Here is a 23671-nt window from a genome sequence, read left to right as displayed (position 1 = left end):
TAACTAAAAATTATTCTGCAAATTTTGGATTAGAGATAAAATTCTTGTCGGACAATGTTCTCAAAAATGCGATAATAAATTGTTTTTCCTGAGTATTCATTGCAATTCCGACGTGTCCGTTTTGATTCAATTGCGGATCAAGATTCGGATTGTCTTCTACGTTATCTGAATAGAAATTAAGTACAGCTTCCAAACTGTAAAATCTTCCGTCGTGCATGTAAGGCGCTGTATATTCTACATTTCGTAAACTTGGCACACGAAATTTCATCCAATCGCTTTGATCAAGTGTCACTCGATAACGTCCTGCATCTTTAAATTGCGTGTTGTAATACATTCCGGTATTTCTGAAACTTTCATCCGTAAATAATTCTCCGCTGTGACAAGAAGCACATTTCTGCTGAAATAAATTCATCCCTTTTGCTTCTTCTGATGAAAAATTTTCTCTTCCTTGCTTAACTCGATCATACTTAGAATCTGCAGAAATCATCGTTACCATAAATTGTGATAATGCTTTCAATACTCTATCTCCCGTCATATTTTCATCTCCGTAAGCTGATTTGAATAACTTTTTATACTTAGAATCCGAACTTAATTTTGAGATTACTTCCGGCATCGAACTATCCATCTCGTCTTCATTGGTTATCGGAATAATCGGCTGTTCATTCAGATTATGAATCACTCCATCCCACATATATCGCTTTAGAAAAGCCATATTCTGAATCGCCGGAGCGTTACGAATTCCAATCCTGTCATCAACTCCATGACTCACGGTGTGACCGTGATGCGTAAATGCGTTTTCCTGAATGTGGCAGAATCCACAGGAAATTGTATTATTTCGTGAAAGTCGACCTTCATAGAATAATTTTCGTCCTAACTCTACTCCGTTTTTGGTAACAGGATTTCCCGAAGTATCGAAAGTCATTTCCGGAAAGTACGACGGAAACGAGAGATTATAAACCTTATCTTTTTCCAACGGTTCCATCACCTCATCGGAACAAGAGACAAAACTTAAGAATACTAAAAGAATTAAACCTATTTTAAACATCTTAATCATTGTGAACATGGTCTACTTTAAACATTTTCGTCAGGTTATTCGTCATATCTACCAAATGCTGACTTGACCCCATCATCATATCATTCGTAGAATTCAAAATAAGCGGTGTATCGCCACTTAAATACTGATTAAAATCTACCAAAATATGAATGGATGGCGTAATTTGATTCGTTACTCTTGCCGTTATAGGAAGGTTCAACGTAATTTCTCGGTAAAGATCTGGTGTTCCGTTTGCCACCACATTTCCCATATTTCCGGTGTGATTCATGAATTCTGTATCGGGAGAATTTGTACCGTATTTTCCTTCGAGTTTTACGAAAACATAACCTGCAGCCCAAGACCACGTCATTCCTTTTTGTTTGGCTTTATTCCAGAATTCTGCCTGTCCGTCTTGTCCCAACAGATAAGCATTCTGGCTGATTCCGAATCCGAATTTTATCTTTTTATAATTGTTTTTCGGAACTTCATTCAGATTAACATAATTAATTCCTGCGACTGCATCCGCTTGATCGATAATGAAAGCTCCTTTGTCGGGATTATTTTCGTTGTATTTGAATTCGTTACCGTTTTCGTCAATCAAACTGATGTTGCTGATCACATATTTTATATTCGAAAACTGATGTTTCTGACCTTGTGAAGATGTTTGAGTGGTTTGATTTAAAACAATATCTCCGAGATTATTAAATCCGTTTTCAAATTTGATCTGAAGATTTCCGGTTGTTTCAGGTGATGAATCGTCTTCGTCGTTATTTCGGCAAGAGGTAAAAGTGAAAAAAGTAAAGGCAATAAGGAATAATGATAAAAATTTATAGATTTTCATTGTTGATTTTTTAAGTTGAAATTTTTAAATAGAAATAGTGATTGAATAGTAAAATATTCAATTTTTTAAACTGTAAAAGTTTGCACAGCATCAAGCGCTCACTTTGTCATTCTGGTAGGAATCTAAGCGGAGTTTTAAAAATTATTACGTGAAAATGTTTGCCGAGATTCCTGCGGAATGACAACTACATGTTAATTTTAAAACAAATGCAAAACTTTTACAGTTAAAACAAGATTAAAAAAAATAACTTAAAAAACCGGTGGTCTGAAAATGGGATTTAAAAACAGAAAAGAATAATCTGTTTTGTACATAAACTTGAAATCAAAAAAAGAAATTTTCTCTGTATTTCGGATTTCTGTAACGTCAGGAAGAATATAAATATCGAGTAATTTCTGTCCTGAATTTTTTGTTTTATTTAAAGGGGAAGAATCGGTATCATTGGTTTTAGCAATTTCTTTGCTCAGGTAACATTTTCCGTTACAGTGAAGCTCCGGATTGCTTTTGTTGATACACAAAACTTCGGAGATATACTCATAATTTACAGCATATTCCACCAAGGGAATCAGAGGTCTGAATACCACAAATAAAGTGAGGAATATGCTGCAAATGAAGTTCATAAATTATTTTTTGCTGGTCGCTTCTTCGTATCTTCTGCTGATTTCTTTCCAGTTGGTTACGTTCCAGATGGCAGCTAAATAATCTGCTCTTTTGTTCTGATATTTCAGGTAATACGCGTGTTCCCAAACATCAATTCCGAAAATAGGTGTCCCTTTTTCTTCCACAACATCCATCAATGGATTATCCTGATTCGGAGTCGATGAAACGAATAGTTTTCCGCTTTTATCCACAGACAACCAAGCCCAACCGGAACCGAAACGATCTGCTCCAGCTTTAGCCATTTTTTCTTTGAAAGCATCCATACTTCCGAAAGTTTCAGTGATCGCTTTTGCTAATTTTGCCGATGGCTGCGTATTTTTTTCAGGTGTAAGAACCGTCCAGAACAATTCGTGGTTGTAGTGACCTCCCGCATTATTTCTGATAGCCGGACTTAGCTTAGAAACATTCGACATAATCTGAAACAAGGTCTGCTTTTCCTGTGGCGTTCCCGCAATCGCCTTATTCAAATTAGCCACATACGCCGCCGCATGTTTCGTATAATGAATTTCCATTGTCTGCGCATCGATATTGCCTTCCAACGCATTGTAAGCATAAGGTAAAGCCGTCTGCTTAAACTGTCCAAACGCAAACTGCGCCGCAAATACTGCACTTAAAGCAGCTACTTTCAAAATCTTCATAACGTTTTGTTTTTTGTGTGGTTTATTATTTGGTGGGAAGATAGGAGTTGGAGGCTGGAAGTTTACTATAACTCTGTTAATAACTTCCTTCTTCTGACTTCTATCTTCCAACCTTTTTATTTCAACAATTTCTTAATATCTTCAATTAATATTTCTCTGTCGGGATGGTATTTCCCTGTCAGTTTCGGAGTTTTTCCTTCTGCGTCTTCGTAATTCAATCCTGAATAGTACAGAATCGGCATATTCTCTTTGTTATATCTGCAACGGATATTTCCGTCCTGGTCGACAAGCGCGATCATTCCGCTGTGATTAAGACTTTCGCTTTCGTCTTCTTTATCTCCCACATAAATATTGAACTGATCTGCAATTTTACCAATGTAATCTCTCCTTCCCGTTAAAAAATGCCAATTCGGAGACTTCGCACCAATTTTTTTGGCATGTTCTTTCAACAATTCCGGAGTATCATTTTCGGGATCGATGCTTATGGAAATTATTCCGAATTCGGGATTGTTGATTTCATCCTCGATCGCTCTCATATTCGTGTTCATCACCGGACAAATCGTAGGACATCTGCTGAAGAAAAACTCAACCAGATACACTTTTCCAAGCATATCTTTATTGGTGATTTTTTTATTATTCTGATCGGTAAGTTCAAAATCCGGAACTTTCATCACGGTATAAAGATTCTTTTTGAAATATCCCATTCCGACACCGATACCCAAGAAAAGCAACGCAATAATCGCAATCGGAATAATTACTTTACTCTTTGTATTGTTGGTCTTCTTATTTTTGGACATATTTCTCAGGATCTTTTTTGAATTCGTCTTTACAGTAAACACTGCAAAAACCGTACGTTTTGTTTTTATAAACTGCTGTGTCTTTCATATCGCTTTCTGTCGGCATATGACAAATTGGATCTTCTGCATTGGCAAATTTCACTTTTTTGATATTTGATTTTGAAGCTGCAGTACTCTTTTTATGCTTTACTTTAGGCGTTTCCTGAGCACAAGCCATTAAGGAAACGGATAGTAATGCCGTTAAAATAATTTTTGATTTCATTTTATTTAAATTGAAATTAATATTCGTATTGAATGAAAATGGATTGATTTTTTAAACTAAACTTAATATTGAACTATTTTTATTTTAAACGCAACGTTCGCTAGGATTTCTAAAATACAGAACCCTTTTTCGTTCGCAAAGGCGTTAACACTCAGCAATGAATACTAAGTTTTTTAATATTAAATTCGACTAAGAAATTAGTTTAAAATAGAATTTAAGCTAGAGGAGGATGGAATATTCGGGAAAAATATTCTGAAGTATGGAAATCAATATAATCCGAGTTGGGATTTTTTACTGAAATATCAGATTGATTTTTGCTTGAAAAAGAAAGTATTTCGTTAGATAAAAAAACGTCTAATCCCGCAATTTTTATATTTTGATTATTGTTGGATTGCTTTTCTGTTTTGGCTAATTCTTTTTCGACGTAGCATTTTCCTTTACAGGTAGATTGAGGAATATTTCTATTTTCACAAAGGTTTTTTACGATGTAGTCATAATTAACTGCATAATTAATCAATGGCAAAACCGGTCGTAATGCAATCGTAAAAATAATGAATATGGAAATGAAAAACTTCAATGGTAATTCTGTAGTACAAATATACCATTCAAATTGAATTTATGCTTTGTTTATGATGAAAATCATTTTTTTGTTGATAGGTTTTAGTTGATTGTTGATGGATCGTAACGTTTTTTTGTTTTATTTCCCACGGATTACACAGATTTACACGGATGATTGTGCGTAATCTTTTAATTAAAATATCACATAAACATCTGTGCAAATCTGTGTAATCTGTGGGAGTAAATTAAGTTTCGGCTAAAGTCCGTTCCTATTGATAATTGAGTTTACTTTGATAGAATATAAACGCAAGATTTTAAACTTCCAGCATCCATCTTCCCTCTTCCAATCCTCATCAAAACTTCATTCTCTGGATTCTGACTGCATTTAAAATAGCCAATAATGCGACTCCGACATCGGCAAAAACAGCTTCCCACATTGTCGCTAAACCTCCTGCTCCGAGAGCTAAAACAATGGCTTTTACAGTAAATGCCAGAATGATATTCTGCCAAACTATCTTTTTCGTTTGTTTCCCGATATTGATTGCCATTGGGATTTTACTCGGCATATCGTCTTGGATTACGACATCCGCAGTTTCAATCGTAGCATCACTTCCGAGTCCTCCCATTGCAATTCCGACATCGCTTAAAGCGACAACCGGAGCATCATTTACTCCGTCTCCGACGAAAGCTACGGTTTGATTTTTTGCTTTAATTTCTTTGACTTTATTTACTTTATCTTCAGGAAGCAAATCTCCGTAAGCGTTTTGAATTCCCAATTGATCGGCAACGAATTTTACAACAGACGTTTTATCGCCACTTAACATCGTAGTTTTTACGTTTAATGATTTTAATTTATTGATCGTTAATTTTGCATCAGCTTTGATGGAATCTGCAATCGTGAGATACCCAACAAACTTTTTATCGTAAGCAATCGCGATTAAAGTATAGACAATATTTTCAGGTTTGATATTATAATTGATGTTGAATTTATCCATCAATTTGAAATTTCCAACTAACAATTCTTTTCCGTTGATCGTTGCCTTTAAGCCATGTCCTGCAATTTCTTCTACATTTTCTAATTGAATAGAATGATCGATCTCTCCGACATATTCATGAATAGCTGTTGCAACGGGATGTGAACTTTTACTTTCCAAAGCATTAACGAATTTTAAAATTTCATCTTTATTAAATTCATTGTTGAAATCGACTTCCTGAACTTTGAAAACCCCTTCCGTCATCGTTCCGGTTTTATCCATTACAACGTTTTGAACATTCGCTATAACATCTAAAAAATTACTTCCTTTAAACAAAATTCCGTTTCGGCTTCCCGCTCCGATTCCTCCGAAATACCCCAAAGGAATGGAAATCACCAAAGCACAAGGACACGAAATCACAAGAAATACCAACGCTTTATACAGCCAATCTCTGAACAGATAATCTTCAACGAAAAAATACGGTAAAAAGGTAATTCCAATCGCCAGAAAAACCACAATCGGTGTATAAATTTTTGCAAATTTCCTGATGAATAATTCTGTAGGAGCTTTTTGAGAAGTTGCATTTTGAACCATCTCTAAAATTTTGCTCAACTTGCTGTCTTTGTAAGCCGTCGTTACTTTTACCTGACTTACCATATTTAAATTAATCATTCCTGCCAAAACCCTTTCGCCTTTTGTTTTGGTATCGGGTTTACTTTCTCCTGTTAATGCAGAAGTATTGAAAGAAGCGGTTTCAGATAATAATTCTCCGTCCAATCCCAATTTTTCACCAGATTTTAACTGAATAATTTCTCCGATATTTACTTTTTCGGCTTTTATAGTTTCCGGTTTTCCTGCTTTTAAAATCGTCACCTCATCAGGACGCTGATCGAGTAAAGATTTGATGTTACTTTTTGCTCTTGTCACCGCCATTGCCTGAAAAACTTCGCCGACAGAATAGAAAAGCATCACGGTAACACCTTCCGGATATTCACCGATGGCAAAAGCTCCTACTGTAGCGATTCCCATTAAGAAAAACTCAGAAAAAACATCACCGTTTTTGATGCTTTCGTAAGCTTCTTTTAAGACAGGCCATCCAACAGGAATATAGGCTATCAAGTACCAGACTAAACGAACCCAGCCTGTAAACCAATCGGGTTTTATATAATAATCTAAGGCGATTCCGATCAACAACAACCCAAAAGAGATTATCGCAGGAAGAAACATCTGAAAAGTAGATTTATCTCCCGTATCATGAGAATGATCATGGTCGTGACCTTCATGACTGTGATTGTGTTCCTTTTTTGGTTTTGTACTGCAGCATTCTTCCATAACTGAATAATTTTAATCAAAATTAAGTGTAAACTTAATGCAATACTATTGCAAACTTTCAAGACAATTTTCACAGATTCCTTTTGCAAAAAGTCTTATTTCATCAATTCTGAAATTGGTCTGCCTATTTTCAGGAAAGGAAATATCTTCTTTACAAGTCGTCTGTTTACAGATTTTACAATAGAAATGAAGATGCCAGTCTTTGTGTGTACTTTCATCACAACCGTCGTGGCAGAGCTTATACTTTGTCGTTGCATTCTCCTGAATACCGTGAACAATTCCTTTTTCTTCGAAGGTTTTTAAGGTTCGGTAAATAGTAGTTCGATCTGCATTTTCAAAATGATTTTCGATTTCAGATAATGACAAAGCGGTTTCCTGAGAACTCAAAAAATCATACACCAAAATCCTCATGCTTGTGGGTTTGGTATTTTTATCTATTAATTTATGTTCGATATCTTTTTTCATGATCTTCTCAAATTAATGTTCATGTTCTCCCGAATTCGTCAGTTTTGCATTAATAAAAAACGCTCCTTTTGTGGCAATTTCTGCATCAGGCGAAATTTCTTTCACTGAAGTTATCGCAGTGTAACCCATATCTGACGAACCTTTTACAACCTCCACTTTCTCAAAGTTAATGGTTTTTGATTTCGTTTCGGTAGGATTTCCAGCTTCTTTTTTAGGTTTTTCTTCATCATGCGCTTCAGGTTTTTTATCTGTTTTCACAAAGACATAAAATTTCCCGTCGGCTTCTACAATGGCGTCGTTAGGAATTGCGGGCGTCGTTGTTTTATCAAGACTTACAATTCCTGTGATGTTCATTCCGTCAATCAATCCGGTTTTATTTCCTGTAACATTGGCATGAACGGAAATCGTTTTGCTGTCGTTTTCAAAAGAAGAACCAATGCTGTAAATCGTCGCATCATATTCAGTTTCAGGATTATTCGTCAGTTTAAAATGAACAATCTGTCCGACTCTCATTTTAGGCAAATCTTTTTCAAAAACCTGCAGATCAAGGTGAATCGAATTATTATCAATAATTTCCGCAACAGGCGAAGAAACATCAACATAACTTCCGATCTGCGAAGAAATACTGCTAATCGTCCCGCTAATTGGCGCTGTAATCACCAAACCCGATCTCATATTTCCGTTATTTATTTTTCCCGGACTAATTCCCATCATTTGAAGCTGTCTCAAAAGTGATGCCTTTTTCGTTCTTAAAGATTTTAATTCCGCATCTGAACTTTGAAGGTTTTTCTTTGCACCCGCATCATTGTCAAAAAGTTCTCTTTGCCTTCTGTATTCCTGTTCGGCATACGTGATTCTGCTATTTGTGGATAAATAATCCTCTTGCAATCGGATAAATTCCGGATTCGTAATCGTCGCAATCACCTGTCCCTTTTTTACAAAACTTCCGACCTGAACATTTAAGGTTTTAATAATTCCGCCGTACAGAGAAGTGATGGTGGCCTTATTGTTGTTCGGAACTCTTAATAATCCGTTGGCTTTAATGGTGGAAGTCAATTCCTTCATTTCAATAGTTCCTAAAGTGATTCCGACCGCTTTTATCTGATCTTCCGTTAGTAAAGCGACTGTTTGCGGAGTTTCTTCATGATTTTCTTCTGCCTGTTCGGTTTTTTTTTCTGAATTTTCAGAAGAAGTCTCTTTTTTATTACAACTTAAAACAAAAATTGCAGTGAATAAAAGATATATGATGTTGTATTTCAGTCTCATACTATTTATTAATGATTGAATTGATAGTGATTACAGATTCATTAACCTGCTGAATAGATTCTAAATATTTTAATTGAATATTGGTCGCAGTCTGCAATGCAAAAAGATATTCCATATAAGAAATCTCTCCTGTTTTATATCCTAATTGTGCCGCTTTTACAATTTTTTCGGCATTAGGAATTGCCTGACTGACGTAATAATCATACCGCTGAACATCTTGTTCATACTGATTAAACACATTTTCCAATTGTACAGAAAGTTGTTTTTGCTGTTGTTTAGCATTCATTTCCGCGACTTGTTTTTGGTATTCCAAAGACTTCATTCTTGCTTTCGTAGCTCCGAATGTTAATGGAATTGCAATTCCCAACGTTACAGAATTGAATCGGTTTCCGGCATTATAAAACTGTTCCTGTCCGTTTCTGGTATGAAATCCAATCAACGATTGATTAGTGTAGCCTAAACTAAATTCAGGAAGACCTTGAGATTTTTCAACGTTTTTATTCTTTTCTGCGATTTCCATTTCCTGATAAAAAGATTTCACCGTCGGATTGTTAGCAATTGCTGTGCTGTCCAAAACGTTTTCTGCTTTTAAAGGCTCGTATTTTATATTTAATGGAATCTCAAAATTTTCGGAAGTATTTAAAAGTGTTTTTAAATTTTTGTAGGCATTCATTAAATACACTTCATTTTGCTTTAACAGCAAATCAATTTCACCTTTTTGCGTTTCTGCCGTATTAATTTCAATCTTTTTAATATCTCCCGCTTTAAATCTTACCGTTGCAATTCGGATAAAATCCTGATACAGACTGTCTAGATTTTTTAATTTTGATTGATTGTATTGCAGATATTCAATCTGATAAAAATACGTTCGAACCTGCTTCATCAGCTCATTTGCCATAATTTCTTTATCAATTTGTCTGCTTTTAATATTTTCATTAATCAATTCTTTTCTTGCCTTAAACAAAGTCGGAAAAGGAATGCTCTGTGAAATCGAAAACGACTGATCGAATTTCGGACTGTTGTATTGTCCCAACTGCGCCTCGAAATTCAGTTTCGGAAGTTCGTTTGCCGTACCTTTCAAAGCTGCTGTAGATTGTATGCTTACTTCTTTTGATTGTAAACTTAAATTATTATTAACCGCCATTTCCATTGCATTTTCAATAGAAAGCTGTTGTATTTGAGCCTTAAAAGTTGATCCGAAAAACAGAAATCCCAACATTAAAACTGTCGTTACAGGTTTTACTTTAAAACCTTTCCCTGAAATTTTTGAATTAAAAATAATGTACAGCATTGGTAAAACAAATAAAGTAAGGAAAGTTGCAGTGATCAAACCTCCGATAACGACTGTTGCTAAAGGTTTCTGAACTTCCGCTCCTGCTCCCGTGGAAATTGCCATCGGTAAAAATCCTAAAGACGCCACTGTTGCTGTCATTAAAACCGGTCTTAATCTTATTTTTGTTCCTTCGAATACTCTTTTAAAAATATTTTTTTCACCCTCTTTTTCCAGGTGATTGAAAGTTCCGATTAAGACAATTCCGTTCAGAACGGCAACTCCGAAAAGAGCAATAAAACCGATTCCCGCACTGATGCTGAAAGGCATATCCCGAAAAAGCAATGCAAAAACACCTCCGATGGCACTCATCGGAATGGCGCTAAAAATTAAACCTGCCTGTTTAAACGAATGAAAAGTAAAATATAACAACATGAAAATCAGCAATAAAGAAACCGGAACAGCAATCATCAAACGCTTGCTTGCAGCCTGTAAGTTTTCAAACTGACCTCCATACGTAAAATAATAACCAGATGGTAATTTCACCTTCTCCAATTTTATCTGAATATCTTTTACAACGCTTTGTACATCGCGGTTTTTCACATTAAACCCGATAACAATTCTGCGTTTTCCTTCGTCACGGCTTATTTGTGCAGGACCTAATTTATAACTGATATTCGCCACCTGAGAAAGCGGAATCTGCGCCCCCGAATTGGTGGAAATCATTAAATTATTAACATCATCAATATTCGTTCTGTGAATACTGTCGAGACGCACAACCAAGTCAAAACGCCGTTCGTTTTCAAAAACCTGACCTGCACTTTTTCCTGCAAAAGCGGTACTTACAGCGTTATTCACATCTTCGATATTCAAACCGTAATTTGCCATTCGTATTCTGTCGTACTCCACATTAATCTGCGGAAGTCCGCTTATACGCTCGATTTGTGGAGAAGTAGCGCCATCAACAGACTGAATAATTTTCCCGACTTTATCTGCGTAAATTGACAATGAATCTAGATTTTCACCAAAAATTTTAACGGCAACATCTTGGCGAATCCCCGTCATTAATTCATTAAAACGCATCTGAATCGGTTGATTTTTTTCAAAAAATACTCCGGGAATCACCTCTAATTTTTCTGTAATTTCATCTGCGAGTTCTTCGTAAGATTTTTTGGTTTTCCATTCGCTCTGAGGTTTTAACACAACAATTAAATCTGAAGCTTCAAGCGGCATCGGATCGGTTGGAAACTTCTGCTGAACCAGTTTTCCCGACAACCATTTTTACTTCATCAAAACTTTTAATAATTCTTGAAGCCTGCATCGATGTTTCAATACTCTGACTTAACGAACTTCCTTGTGGTAAAATACAGTGAAATGCATAATCTCCTTCTTGCAACTGAGGAATAAATTCTCCTCCCATGCTTTTAAAAATGAAAATTGTAATGATAAAAACAGCAACTGTCGCCGAAACAATGATATATTTAATTTTAATCGCTTTCTGTAATAATGGCTGATAAATACTTTGAAGCTTATTCATCATTTTATCTGAAAAAGTTTCTTTGTGGGATATTTTCTTAGATAAAAATAATGCGCTCATCATCGGAATGTAAGTCAAGGATAAAATTAATGCTCCCAAAATGGCGAAACCAACCGTTTTTGCCATCGGGGTAAACATTTTACCTTCAACTCCGACCAATGTAAGAATCGGAATGTAAACGATAAGGATAATGATTTCTCCAAAAGCTGCACTGCTTCTGATTTTTGAGGCAGAAAGAAAAACCTCTTCATCCATTTCTGTTTGAGTGAGCATTTGGGTAGATTTTCTCAACCCTAAATGATGAAGCGTGGCTTCCACGATAATTACAGCTCCGTCGACAATTAACCCAAAATCGATTGCTCCGAGACTCATTAAATTGGCGCTAACTCCGAAAACATTCATCATTCCCAACGCAAATAATAACGAAAGCGGAATTGCGGAAGCTACAATTAATCCTGCGCGAAGATTTCCAAGAAAAACAACAAGAACAAAAATGACGATCAAAGCACCTTCAATTAAGTTTTTTTCTACGGTTTTCATTGCGCGATCTACCAAATCTGTTCTGTCGAGAAACGGTTCTATGACAATATCATCCGGAAGCGACTTTTGAATTGTAGGAATTTTTGCTTTGATATTATTAACAACTTCATTACTATTTGCCCCTTTCAACATCATCACAACTCCACCAACGGCATCTACTTTCCCGTTGTAAGTCATTGCTCCGTAACGAACTGCACTTCCAAAACCCACTTCTGCGACATCTTTTACAAAAATCGGGACACTTCCTGTTTCATTTTTTACAGCAATATTCTTTATGTCTTCCAAAGAAGTTACAACCCCGATTCCACGGATGAAATAGGCATTCGGTTTTTTATCAATATAAGCTCCTCCCGTATTTTGATTGTTTTTTTCTAAAGCGGTAAAAATATCCGTAATACTTACTCCCATTGCCTTTAGACGATTGGGATCGATGGCAACTTCATATTGCTTTAGCTGACCTCCAAAACTGTTAACCTCCGCAACTCCTGGAGTTCCGTTGAGCTGTCGTCGCACGATCCAGTCCTGCATTGTACGAAGTTCTTTAGGATCATATTTATTTTCACTTCCTTTCTTAGGGTGAAGAATATATTGATACACTTCGCCTAGACCTGTACTTACAGGCGCTAATTCTGGAGTTCCGATTCCTTTTGGTATTTCTTCGGCAGCTTCTTTTAATTTTTCATTAATTAACTGACGGGCAAAATATACGTCTACATTTTCTTTAAAAACAACCGTAATCACCGACAACCCGAATCTTGAAATACTTCTCGTTTCTTCGATATCGGGAACATTGGCAATACTTTGTTCGATAGGAAATGTGACCAATTGTTCGACTTCCTGTCCCGCTAATGTCGGGCAGGCTGTAATGATCTGAACCTGATTATTTGTAATATCAGGAACAGCATCGATTGGTAATCTGGTAGCGCTCCAAACGCCCCAAATAATCAAAAGTAAGGTCATTATACCAATGACAATCTTATTTTTGATGCTGAATTTTATGATTTTATCTAACACAAATTGAGATTTAATTTGTGATTGCCTGTTGTATTATGCTGAATTTTTCAGTGTAAAATGCGCAACTATTTTTTGATAAACTAAATCTTCTTAAGTTCGCAATGGCGTTATACTTAATGAAGATTCAAAGACAGGCAATCCATTATTTTAATTAATAGGCTTTACATTTCATTCAAAATGAGATGCAAAAATATCGTGAAAACCCCTGCAACACTATTGCAAAGTTTCAAGTATTAAAAAATTGATGAAAATTAAATCTTAGGCGGTTGCCAAATATAATCGTAAACCTGGTATGCGAAATTATTCTTCTGGAAAAGAATTTTCTTTGAAAAATAAAACTGAACCTGATGTGGAATTTCCAACAAAGCATCCATTTTAAAGGTTGCGACCGTCATTTGACAGCAGTTACAAATACACAGAGGAGAACAAATATCTCCTTTATCTTTTGAATGAGATTCTCCGATCGTAAAAGATTGTTGTGAAAAATTAGAACCTGATTTTTTCTGCACGTCTTCACATGGCATCAACGAAAGTACCATGAAATAAAATGCAAGTAGAAATCTTAAAAGGTTCATATTGACAAAGGTAGAGATTTAAAATTTAATCGACTAAAAAGCTCAGATACAAAAATTAGTTATTTCAAATTATTCTTAAGTTTTAATTAAAAAAACTTTTTAATTTTATACTATGAAAGTTTTAATTATCAATGGTCCTAATTTAAATCTTTTGGGGACAAGAGAGCCGGAAGTTTACGGAACAGTTTCTATGGAAGATTATCTGGATGCTTTAAGATCCGAATTTCCTTCATTTGAATTAGATTATTACCAATCGAATATTGAAGGAGAAATTATTAATTATATTCAAAAAGATGATTTTGATGCGCTGGTAATTAATCCCGGAGCTTTTACGCATTATTCTTACGCTATTGCAGATTGCTTAAAGAATATTAATAAACCAAAAGTGGAAGTTCACATCAGTAATATTTATAAAAGAGAAGAATTTCGTCAGAAATCTGTAACGGCAGCCAATACTGATGCGGTTTTGTCCGGTTTTGGAATGGAGGGATATCGATTGGCTATTTTGAGTTTGAAATCTTAATTTTTTATTTCCCACGGATTTACACAGATGTTTGTATGTATTTTTGAACTGTGAAATTTTACAAATTAGCTTTAAAAATAAAAAAATCCTCATCGCTTTGATGAGGATTTCTATTTTTTAATTTGTTGTTTGTTGTTGTAATTGAGGTCCGGAAGCGATAAGCTTTTTCCCTTCTTCCGTATTGCAATACTGATCAAAATTTTTGATGTATTTTGCAGCAAGATCTCTTGCTTTTTCTTCCCACTCAGCAACATCGTTGTACGTATCTCTTGGATCTAAAATTCCTTCAGAAACATTTGGTAATTCTGTAGGAACTTCCAGATTCATGATCGGGATTCTTGTTTTTGGAGCATCTTCGATAGAACCGTCAATGATTGCGTCGATAATTGCTCTTGTATCTTTTAGAGAAATTCTCTTTCCTGTACCGTTCCAACCTGTGTTTACCAAGTAAGCTTTAGCACCGTGTTCTTTCATTTTTCCGATCAATGTTTTAGAGTACATTGTCGGGTGTAATGTTAAGAATGCTTCACCAAATGCCGGAGAGAAAGATGGTTCCGGTTCAGTGATTCCTCTTTCAGTTCCTGCTAATTTTGAAGTATAGCCGCAAAGGAAGTGGTATTGTGCCTGATTTTCATCCAATACAGAAACCGGAGGCAATACTCCGAATGCATCTGCAGAAAGATAAACAATCTTGCTTGCGTGTCCCGCTTTTGAAGGCAAAACAATTTTATTGATATGATAAATCGGATAAGAAACTCTCGTGTTTTCTGTGATTGATCCGTCTGTATAATCAGAAATTCCGTTGTTTACAACTACGTTTTCCAGCAGTGCATCTCTTTTGATTGCTCTGAAAATATCCGGTTCTTTTTCTTCAGAAAGGTCGATTACTTTTGCATAACAACCACCTTCATAATTGAATACACCATTATTATCCCAACCATGCTCATCATCACCGATTAAATATCTTTTCGGATCAGCTGACAAAGTCGTTTTTCCTGTACCTGAAAGTCCGAAGAAAAGAGCAACATCTCCTTCTTCACCTACGTTTGCAGAACAGTGCATTGAAGCCATCCCTTTTAATGGAAGGTAATAGTTCATCATCGCAAACATCCCTTTTTTCATTTCTCCACCGTACCAAGTTTCCTCCGATGATCTGAAGTTTTTCTGTAAGGTTGAACATCACGAAGTTTTCAGAATTCAATCCTTGAGCTTCCCAGTTCGGGTTTGTCGTTTTAGAACCATTGATTACCGTGAAATCCGGCTCTCCGAAGTTTTCCAGCTCGTAGTGAGAAGGACGGATAAACATATTAGTAACGAAATGCGCCTGCCACGCTACTTCAACGATGAACCTTACTTTTAATCTTGTATCTGCATTTGTTCCGCAAAAAGCATCAACAACATACATTTTCTTAGACGTAGAAAGCTGGTTCAGCACTAATTCTTTACAAGACTGAAAAATTTCTGAAGTTGTAGGCAAGTTTACTTTACCATCCCAGAAAATTGTGTCTTTTGTAACATCATCCTGAACAATATATCTGTCTTTAGGTGAACGACCTGTGAAAATCCCTGTTTTTACTGATACTGCACCAGATTCCGTAAGCTCAGCTTCTTCAAAGCCCTGATTTTCAGGAGAAACTTCAGCCTGATACAATTCTTCATAAGAAGGATTATAAACGACTTCATAATTTCCTTTAATCCCTAATTTTTCTAAATCCTGGATGATTTTAGCGTGTTTCATTTTACTTATATTTTCTATTTCTTTTTTGAGACCCAACAAGATTAATATTAATTAATTGTTAAAAGTGGTTTAAATATAATGATATAAGTCAAAATGGCAAATAAAAAATCAACTTTATAATCTACTGATTACAAACCAATTAAATCCGACCATTCAAAAATAGTGTTAAAATCTTTTCCCCAAAAATAGTCCTTAAACCCATCAAATTTTGAGCTCATGACAAAATCTCCACCCCAAGCGCCCAAACTTTTCACGAAAACAGGGCAATCGGCGAAAAACTTAGTCCTAACTGTGGGAATTTCAAGGAAATCCGATATTTTTTGCTCATGAATTAACATTAGCTGAGAAAAATTTTCCAATTCATTACATACTAAAATATTTCTTGTAAGATTCGAAAATTCGTCAACCAGTTTTTGGGACTTCTTTTTTGACTTGTAAAAGTTGATTCCTTCACGACTATCTTGCTTCTGATTTAAGTGAATAAAAATAAGTTCATTCTTAAAAGAAGGATTAAAATCTACCTTTTCATATTTAATTTCAGGAACGCCTTGATACAAAACGGCAGATTTCTCTTTTGCCACCGCAATATCATATCCGCTTCCGCCCAAACTTATCGTATTTAAATAAAAAGGATCGATCTCTGCCCATTCCGCAAGATTGTTCATTAAAGTAGAACTGCTGCCTAAACCATAGTCTGCAGGAAACTGAAGGTTGGTTTTTAAATTATAAGTAAAATTGTCTTTGAATTTAGTTGTAGAAAGTAACTGAACGTTTTTTAAAGTCTTTAAAATAAATTCAGCACTTGAAGGAATATTGGTTTCTACGATCTGCCAGTTTTTGTAATCGATGACCGCTTTCAACCATAATTTGTTTTGATGATAAGCTTCCCAGAAAATAAGGGATTTTTCATCATCTTTTTCTTCAAAAAAAAACTCTTGTCCAAGCTTTGTGGGTACAGCAAGGACAAGAGCTCCGTCTATCGCGAAATATTCTGAAGTAAGCATCAGCTTTCCCGGTGAAAATATTTCGCCCATAATTTTTTAGTTTAATTAAATTGCAGATGCAACGTCTACAGAAGAATCAATTTTCTTGATTAATCCTTGCAACGTTTTTCCGGGACCAACTTCAATGAAATTGTTTGCCCCGTCTTTAATCATATTCTGTACAGATTGTGTCCATTTTACAGGACCTGTCAATTGTGCAATAAGATTTTGTTTGATCTCATTAGGATCTGTAACTGCTGTCGTTGTGATATTCTGATAAACAGGAATCGTAGCATTTCTGAATTTTGTCTGCTCAATCGCTGCTGCCAATCTCTCTTGTGCAGGTTGCATCAATGGAGAATGGAAAGCGCCGTTTACAGGCAATAACAAAGCTCTTTTTGCTCCTGCTTCTTTCAGTTTTGCACAAGCTTCTTCTACAGCTGCTGTTTCACCTGAAATTACCAATTGTCCGGGACAGTTGTAATTTGCAGGAACTACAATTCCGCTGATTTGCGCGCAGATTTCTTCTACTTTAGCATCATCCAATCCTAAAATTGCAGCCATAGAACTCGGATTTGCATCACAAGCTGCCTGCATTGCTTTTGCTCTTTCAGAAACCAATTTCAGACCGTCGTCAAAAGATAAAACTCCGTTGGCAACCAATGCTGAAAATTCTCCCAAAGAATGCCCTGCAACCATTTCGGCTCCAAGACCGTTTACAGCTTTCAGTGCAGCAACCGAATGTATAAAAATTGAAGGTTGAGTAACCTCTGTTTTTTTAAGATCTTCATCCGCTCCGTTAAACATAATCGAAAGGATATCGAACCCTAAAATTTCGTTGGCAGATTCCATCAAGTCTTTAATGTCTTTTCTAGAATCGTACAATTCTTTTCCCATTCCTACGAACTGAGAACCCTGCCCTGGAAATACAAGTGCTTTCATGTATTAATTTAAATATTATGCAAATATAAATATAATGTTAACAATATTCTTTAAAAGCGATTTAAATCATTTAGGGAACTAATCTAATAACACGATATCCTGTATTTACATAAGCACCGTTTGCTTTAGATTTCACAAACTCAAATTTGGTAGCCAACTGAGTCTGCACTTTGTTAATTTGCTTGAAAATCTCTCCTTTTTTATTTTCTCTCGTCAACATATCGTTTACGACATCAAAACCTACGATCGCAAATTTTGGAGGAGTTTTACAGTATTTCCCTTTATAAGCAGCAAGAATTTCTTTCTCAAAGCTTCCATCAGTATTGATCTTTCTGTCCATCAGATAAACTAAATTTGCCTGACTAAGCTCGTCCACTTTTTTCTCAAAAACAGGAACATAATGCATACTGAAAGCTTTCACTCCCTGTACTTCTTTAGACAAAGCAATTACTTTATTGGCAAAAGCTTCCCCCACTGCATCGTTGTCGCTCGCCAAAATGGCAATAACCGGAGCCGATTGTCCTGTCATCATATTCTGATCAAGCTGAATATCTGCCGGAGAATTTACAATCACCACATTCGGGCTTTTCAATGTTTTTTCAAGACCTGCCTTGATGTAATTTGCATTTTCTTTTTTCGCATCTGCAACGACATAAATTTTCTGATCTGAAAAAGCAGCTTTTACTTCCTCTACAATTTTATCAGCATACGTACTATCGCTGGTTTCAACAATAATCAGGTTGCTGTAATTGTACAATTCCGGAGAATTGGCAAAAGGGGCTACAACCGGGATTTTCTGATTTTTAGTAAAGTCTAAAATGTCAACAACATTCGACTTGAAGAATGGCCCGATAATCAAATCTGTATTATCAGGATTTATTTGTGTTAATGAATTTCGGAAAGATGCTTCATTTCCTGAATCCACTATTTTAATATCTAATTTTTGTCCGTTTCTGGCATTTCTTTCAATAGCAAGTTTTGCACCTGTCAGGAAATCGATCGCCATTGTTCTGTATTGAGTTTCATTGGTACTGTATCCGAAAGGCAACATTAAAACAACGCTCAATGCATCACCGTTTTTCTTCACGTATGCAGGATCAAGTTTTTTGATTCTTAAAACCATTCCTGCCTTTAATCCGTGAGATAAATCGGGATTCAAAGCAATTAATTCATCAATTGAAACTCCGAATTTATTTACGATAGAGAAAACCGTGTCGCCTTGCTGAACGGTGTATGTTACATATTCATCATTGGCAATTGTATTGGTATTGGATGAAGATTTTTCGTTTCCGGAATCTACTTTGGTTTTCGGGTTTGTTTTTTCTTCAAAAACATCAGCTCCTGAATTTGCTTTCCCGGATTTCTTGATTTTAATCGATTCACCAACCTTCAATCCTTTTTCTTCCAATCCAGGATTTAAAGCAAAAAGCTCATCCTTGCTAATATTGAATTGTCTTGAAATTCTATAATAATTATCTTTTGGCTGAACAACATATTCACCTTCTGAAGGTGCAGCAACCGATGTTTCCACTTTAGTTTCAACAGGTTTTGTTGCTGCAGGAGTATTTACAGCTACCGTTTGTGGCTGGTTTCCTCCATACTTTTTAATACTTTCAAGAGGTAAGGCAATTTCGTCCCCGATCTTCATGTTAGAATCCAGCTCAGGATTCAGTTTTCTAAGATCAGTTTCCGAAATTCTGTATTGTTTTGTGATGCCGTAAATCGTTTGTTTGGGCTGAAGAACGATCTTCCCAACCTGAGAATTATTTATCGGCTTTGGTGTAGCAACAGCTTTTGGTGCTGAAGCAGCAGTTTTATCATTTTTAACTGTCAAAATATCTCCAAGCGCCAACTTTCCGTCTTTCACTTTGGGATTCAGTTTCAGCAATTCATCTACAGTTATTCCGTATTTTTTTGCAATATTATAAGGAGTATCGCCCTTCATAACGGTGTGCGATTTCTGGGCAGAAACACCCAAAACCATACATAAACTGGATAGAATAAAAAACCTCTTTATCATTTTCTGTGATTATATTACAAAAATACTTCTTTAAAATTAAATGGCAACTATAATTAGTTTTGACTCCTCAATTTGCATTTCTTCTAAACAAGTTTCAAGCCATGCATATCCTTCATCTGCAAAAAATACGCTAAAATTATAAACCCTTTCCTGCCAATTCTTAGAAGGATGTACATCTAAAAACAGATTTTCCAGTCTTTCTAACAATTCGCTTTTCTTTATTTTTTCTGCATGAAGAAGACGTTTTTTCATTCTTTTGAAAGACTTCAACTGTCTTACTTCTTCCGCTTTTACCATATTCCCGAAAGATTTTTCTGTGGTTTCGGCAATTGTCTTTAATTCAGAAAATTGATTTAATAAGAGATTTTCTTTTTCTTCCAATACATTAAAAATGATATTGTCTTCTAAGATTTTACTGTTGGTAATTGCTGTAAAATTCTGGAAGAAATCTTCAATGTTAAGATCAAGTTTTTCAATTTTCCCTAAAGTCTTTTCCTTTAAAAACAACATTGAATTTCTGGGAATCAAAACGGGGAACGGAATATTGATCTTTGTGAAATAATCTTTCAATTCAAGCCAATACATGATCTCGGCATTTCCCCCGATGTAAGCCAGATTCGGCAACACCGTTTCCTGATAAACAGGACGCATCAATGCATTCGGACTGAATTTTTCAGGATAATTTTCCAGTTCATTTAAAATATCTTCTTTCGTGAAATGGATATTTTTATCAACAATGATATATTTCTGACCGTCAAAATCTATTCTGTCTCTTGTTTCAGATAAATAGAAAAGATTAATTTCACGCGGATTCACCTGAACTTTTCCGTATTTTCTCGTCAGAAAATCTACTTTTTCTTTTGAATTTTTATGTAAGCTAAAGTTCAAAAGTTCGTCTTTGAAAGTATCTTTTATTTGATTTTTAAGCTCTTTTGAATCTCCGTCAAGAATCAACAAACCAAATTCTGAGAACAGACGATTAACTAAGGTTTTAATAGCTTCCGTTAAAGTATTTCCAACTTTATAGGCTTCTTTTACCATTAAAATCAGCTCCGTTCCGAAAATAGAATCTTTAAATTCCTTCTCAAATTCAGAAATGAAAAAAGTATCGTTTATTTCTATTCTTCCAACTGCTCCACCCGATTTCCCATTGATTTCGTAATAATTATTCTCCGTTTTAAAATGGTTGATTTCCACAAAATCGTGATCTTCGGAAGCCATCCAATACACAGGAACAAAATTAAAATCGGGGAAATTTTGCTTTAAATACGTACAGGTTTTAATCGTCTGTAAAATTTTATACACAAAAAAAGCAGACCCGGAAAAAAGGTTCAACTGATGACCGGTTGTAATCGTAAATGTATTCGGAAACCTTAAATGATCTATGTTTTCCGTTTGTTTCGACGAAAGTTTAAGACCCGAAAGCTGCCTTTCTAAAGTACTCGACAAAATATTTCTCTGACTTGAAGTGAAAGAATTTTGCTTTAAATGAATTTGTTTTTCAAAATTATCTAAAGAAAATGTGCTTTCTTCAAAACCCTCAATTTTATGATTCAAAAAATCCTTTATTAATTGAGGAATACTTTCTATATCCTGAAATGCTATTTTATTTATAGTTTTCAACTTTGATTTAATTTTAGTTGAACAAATACCAAACAATTCCAATGTTTAACCTGAAGTCATAAACCGGGTAACTTGGAAATGCATATGCCTGATTATTTGAAAAGATAGTTCCGATCTGTTGTCCTTCGATAAAGAAGAACATTTTTTTAACCTTCATGTTAAAATAAACATCGGCGATCGGTTGTCCGCCAATTGAAAATGAACCGGCATTTGGTAATATATATTCGTTAAGAATCGGGAAATATTCTCTCGACGCAAATTTTGAGAAATAATAAACTTTTATTCCTGCCTGAACTTCGGCAGCATTTTTAAACGCTTTTGCCTGATAAAAGAAGTTGGCACGACCGATGAAACTCGGCATTGGCAAAAGATCTTTGTTCGTCAACGCATTCTGAATCTGCACTCTTGTGTTTAAGTGAAAGCTTCTGAAACTAAATGTTGCATCACCTCCAATTTGAGAAATATTCACCGGATTTGCGCTTTGTCTCGGCGTCGCCGTCACATCGAAATAGGTGTAATTATCAATTCTGAAATAATTGGCAAACAATTCTGTTTTGAACCATTTCAGATTAATACTTCCTCCAACTTCTGTGATAGCTTGGTTTTCGGCATTTTGAAGATAATAATTGTAATTGTTGTAAATCGAAGTATTCAACAAATAATTAAACGACGGATAAGCGCTCTGGAAATTCACTTTTGCATTGACAAAATAATCTTTAATTGGTTCAAATTTCAGATTATTCGTTGTTTTCATGTAAGTTCCGAACTGGCTTCCATTTGAAAATTCTAAGAATGAATTTAACTGAATTTTATCAAAAAGCTTGACCTGTAAATTTCCAACGGCTCCGATTCTGCTTTCTTTAATTTCTGTAGGAATTTGTAACAGGGGTAGAACAATTTCGTTGGCTCCCATTTTTATCATCTGATAACGAAGACCTGCATCTAGTTTAAATTTTTCATTATCCCAAACCAAACTTACCGTATTGCTGAAATTATCTGAATATTTTTTTGAGGTAAGAGGTGCATTCGGAACCAGTTTCTGCTTCGGCAGCATACCAAAAAGTTTCCGGTGAGTTTTGGGTGTAATAATATTTATTTCCTTGATGAGAAATCGTATGTCTGATTCTGAAAGGATATTTTTCCGGATTAAATGGTGTAAACTGATGCGTCAAATAATATCTTCTGTAAGAAAATTGCGAACTTGACGAAGCCAAATTCACCTGCATATTCAGTCTGTTTTTGGAGTTGCTGTCCCCATTTTGGAAAAGACTGTCAACTGCAATTCCTCCATTTTCCTGATTGTTTACATTTTGGTGCAAATAATGCGCAAACAACTCATAATTCCCACTCTTGGAAACATAATGTCCGGAAAACAATGTTTTGTTATTAGCAGCTAAAGAGTTTCTGTACATTCCCTGAGAACGCAATCCTGTATATTCTAAAGCAAAATTGAATCTTTTACCTATATTTTGAGTGTAAGTGGAATTCAAAGCCGCCCCGTTTTTCATTGCATTATGATAAATGAAAGTTGCGGTCGGGGTTTTCACATCATAATAATGAATGTCATTAACTCCCAGAATTCCATAGGCTTTGTTAGTTGGTAATAAAGCCAAGTTTTCTTCTGCATTCACTTCAAAAGATAAAGGATTGAAACCTGCTCCAATATTCGCAAACTGAGCTCTTCCAAAGTTGTCTTTATTATTGTACTGAGAAAAAATATACGTTTTGTCGAAAGTCATCACCGTATCAAACACCTTTTTCTCTGAAAATTGTGTCTGATAGAGATAATCATTAATCGTCGGTTTAAATATTTTTAAGGAATCCTTTTTCCCGGAATCAATCACCAAAGTGTCTTCGTCTTTCTTCGGAAGCTTGTTGAAGTCGGTTTTATTTACGACTTGTGCATGCACCGTGAGACTGAGGAAAAATATTATTGAAAGTATGTACTTCATGTGCTAATTATATTATACAAAATGAACTTTCCAACCAAATAGTTTTCATTTCAAATTTTGTACAGCAAAAATAAGAAATAATGGGGAATAAAAAACCCCGCATTGAGTATGCGGGGTTCATAAATATTTTA

General features: G+C 35.3%; 18 protein-coding genes and 2 pseudogenes. 1 reads left to right on the top strand and 19 read right to left on the bottom strand.

Features of this window, described 5'->3' with window-relative positions:
• Window positions 1-10: 10 nt before the first annotated feature.
• From J3D55_RS03835 to J3D55_RS03780, 12 genes and pseudogenes are all read right to left on the bottom strand, one after another.
• Window positions 11-1054 carry a cytochrome-c peroxidase gene (locus J3D55_RS03835; protein ID WP_259135027.1) on the bottom strand — a complete coding sequence of 348 codons (1044 nt, stop codon included), beginning with the start codon at window positions 1052-1054 and terminating at the stop codon, window positions 11-13.
• Entirely contained in the window at window positions 1047-1874 is an 828-nt protein-coding gene (locus tag J3D55_RS03830) for an MbnP family protein (protein WP_259128092.1), read from the bottom strand. The genes J3D55_RS03835 and J3D55_RS03830 overlap by 8 nt, the downstream gene beginning before the upstream one ends.
• Window positions 1875-2122: 248 nt before the next feature.
• Entirely contained in the window at window positions 2123-2491 is a 369-nt protein-coding gene (locus tag J3D55_RS03825; protein ID WP_259128089.1) for a hypothetical protein, read from the bottom strand.
• 3 nt (window positions 2492-2494) lie between these two features.
• Entirely contained in the window at window positions 2495-3169 is a 675-nt protein-coding gene (locus J3D55_RS03820; RefSeq protein ID WP_259128088.1) for a superoxide dismutase, read from the bottom strand.
• A gap of 116 nt (window positions 3170-3285) precedes the next feature.
• Window positions 3286-3966: an SCO family protein gene (locus tag J3D55_RS03815; protein WP_259128087.1), complete on the bottom strand. Its 681-nt coding sequence runs from the start codon at window positions 3964-3966 to the stop codon at window positions 3286-3288.
• Window positions 3953-4228, bottom strand: a complete 276-nt coding sequence (locus J3D55_RS03810; protein WP_259128086.1) for a YHS domain-containing protein — start codon at window positions 4226-4228, stop codon at window positions 3953-3955. The genes J3D55_RS03815 and J3D55_RS03810 overlap by 14 nt, the downstream gene beginning before the upstream one ends.
• A gap of 214 nt (window positions 4229-4442) precedes the next feature.
• On the bottom strand, window positions 4443-4805 hold the full coding sequence (locus J3D55_RS03805) for a hypothetical protein (RefSeq protein WP_259128085.1): 363 nt from the start codon (window positions 4803-4805) through the stop codon (window positions 4443-4445).
• Window positions 4806-5139: 334 nt separating this feature from the next.
• Window positions 5140-7092, bottom strand: a complete 1953-nt coding sequence (locus J3D55_RS03800; protein WP_259128084.1) for a heavy metal translocating P-type ATPase — start codon at window positions 7090-7092, stop codon at window positions 5140-5142.
• Window positions 7093-7137: 45 nt separating this feature from the next.
• On the bottom strand, window positions 7138-7557 hold the full coding sequence (locus J3D55_RS03795) for a Fur family transcriptional regulator (protein ID WP_259128083.1): 420 nt from the start codon (window positions 7555-7557) through the stop codon (window positions 7138-7140).
• Window positions 7558-7569: 12 nt separating this feature from the next.
• The gene (locus J3D55_RS03790) at window positions 7570-8823 is read right to left on the bottom strand and encodes an efflux RND transporter periplasmic adaptor subunit (RefSeq protein ID WP_259128082.1); all 1254 of its coding nucleotides are present in this window, start codon (window positions 8821-8823) and stop codon (window positions 7570-7572) included.
• A gap of 1 nt (window position 8824) precedes the next feature.
• Window positions 8825-13184, bottom strand: a pseudogene (locus J3D55_RS03785) (CusA/CzcA family heavy metal efflux RND transporter).
• A 251-nt stretch (window positions 13185-13435) separates the two neighbouring features.
• Entirely contained in the window at window positions 13436-13759 is a 324-nt protein-coding gene (locus tag J3D55_RS03780; protein ID WP_259128081.1) for a DUF6660 family protein, read from the bottom strand.
• 112 nt (window positions 13760-13871) lie between these two features.
• Here J3D55_RS03780 and J3D55_RS03775 point away from each other — a divergent pair, with 112 nt between their 5' ends.
• Window positions 13872-14282 carry a type II 3-dehydroquinate dehydratase gene (locus J3D55_RS03775; RefSeq protein WP_259128080.1) on the top strand — a complete coding sequence of 137 codons (411 nt, stop codon included), beginning with the start codon at window positions 13872-13874 and terminating at the stop codon, window positions 14280-14282.
• A 117-nt stretch (window positions 14283-14399) separates the two neighbouring features.
• Here the strand turns inward: J3D55_RS03775 and pckA are convergent.
• From pckA to J3D55_RS22280, 7 genes and pseudogenes are all read right to left on the bottom strand, one after another.
• Window positions 14400-16020 (bottom strand): annotated as a pseudogene (gene pckA, locus J3D55_RS03770) (phosphoenolpyruvate carboxykinase (ATP)).
• A gap of 128 nt (window positions 16021-16148) precedes the next feature.
• Entirely contained in the window at window positions 16149-17054 is a 906-nt protein-coding gene (locus J3D55_RS03765) for a GYDIA family GHMP kinase (protein WP_259128079.1), read from the bottom strand.
• A gap of 15 nt (window positions 17055-17069) precedes the next feature.
• Window positions 17070-17945 carry an ACP S-malonyltransferase gene (gene fabD / locus J3D55_RS03760; RefSeq protein WP_259128078.1) on the bottom strand — a complete coding sequence of 292 codons (876 nt, stop codon included), beginning with the start codon at window positions 17943-17945 and terminating at the stop codon, window positions 17070-17072.
• Between the two features lie 70 nt (window positions 17946-18015).
• Window positions 18016-19965: a LysM peptidoglycan-binding domain-containing protein gene (locus tag J3D55_RS03755; protein ID WP_259128065.1), complete on the bottom strand. Its 1950-nt coding sequence runs from the start codon at window positions 19963-19965 to the stop codon at window positions 18016-18018.
• A gap of 36 nt (window positions 19966-20001) precedes the next feature.
• A complete protein-coding gene (gene bshC / locus J3D55_RS03750; protein WP_259128060.1) occupies window positions 20002-21588 on the bottom strand; it encodes a bacillithiol biosynthesis cysteine-adding enzyme BshC in 1587 nt (528 codons plus the stop codon).
• Window positions 21589-21601: 13 nt separating this feature from the next.
• Window positions 21602-22642 carry a putative porin gene (locus J3D55_RS22285; protein ID WP_310466750.1) on the bottom strand — a complete coding sequence of 347 codons (1041 nt, stop codon included), beginning with the start codon at window positions 22640-22642 and terminating at the stop codon, window positions 21602-21604.
• A complete protein-coding gene (locus tag J3D55_RS22280; RefSeq protein WP_310466748.1) occupies window positions 22581-23540 on the bottom strand; it encodes a putative porin in 960 nt (319 codons plus the stop codon). Before J3D55_RS22280 ends, J3D55_RS22285 begins: the two co-directional genes overlap by 62 nt.
• Window positions 23541-23671: the final 131 nt, after the last annotated feature.

The organism is Chryseobacterium ginsenosidimutans (assembly GCF_024807225.1).
Lineage (GTDB): Bacteria > Bacteroidota > Bacteroidia > Flavobacteriales > Weeksellaceae > Chryseobacterium > Chryseobacterium ginsenosidimutans.
Note: the sequence above shows the minus strand (reverse complement) of the source record. Positions and strands in the feature narration are given on the sequence as shown.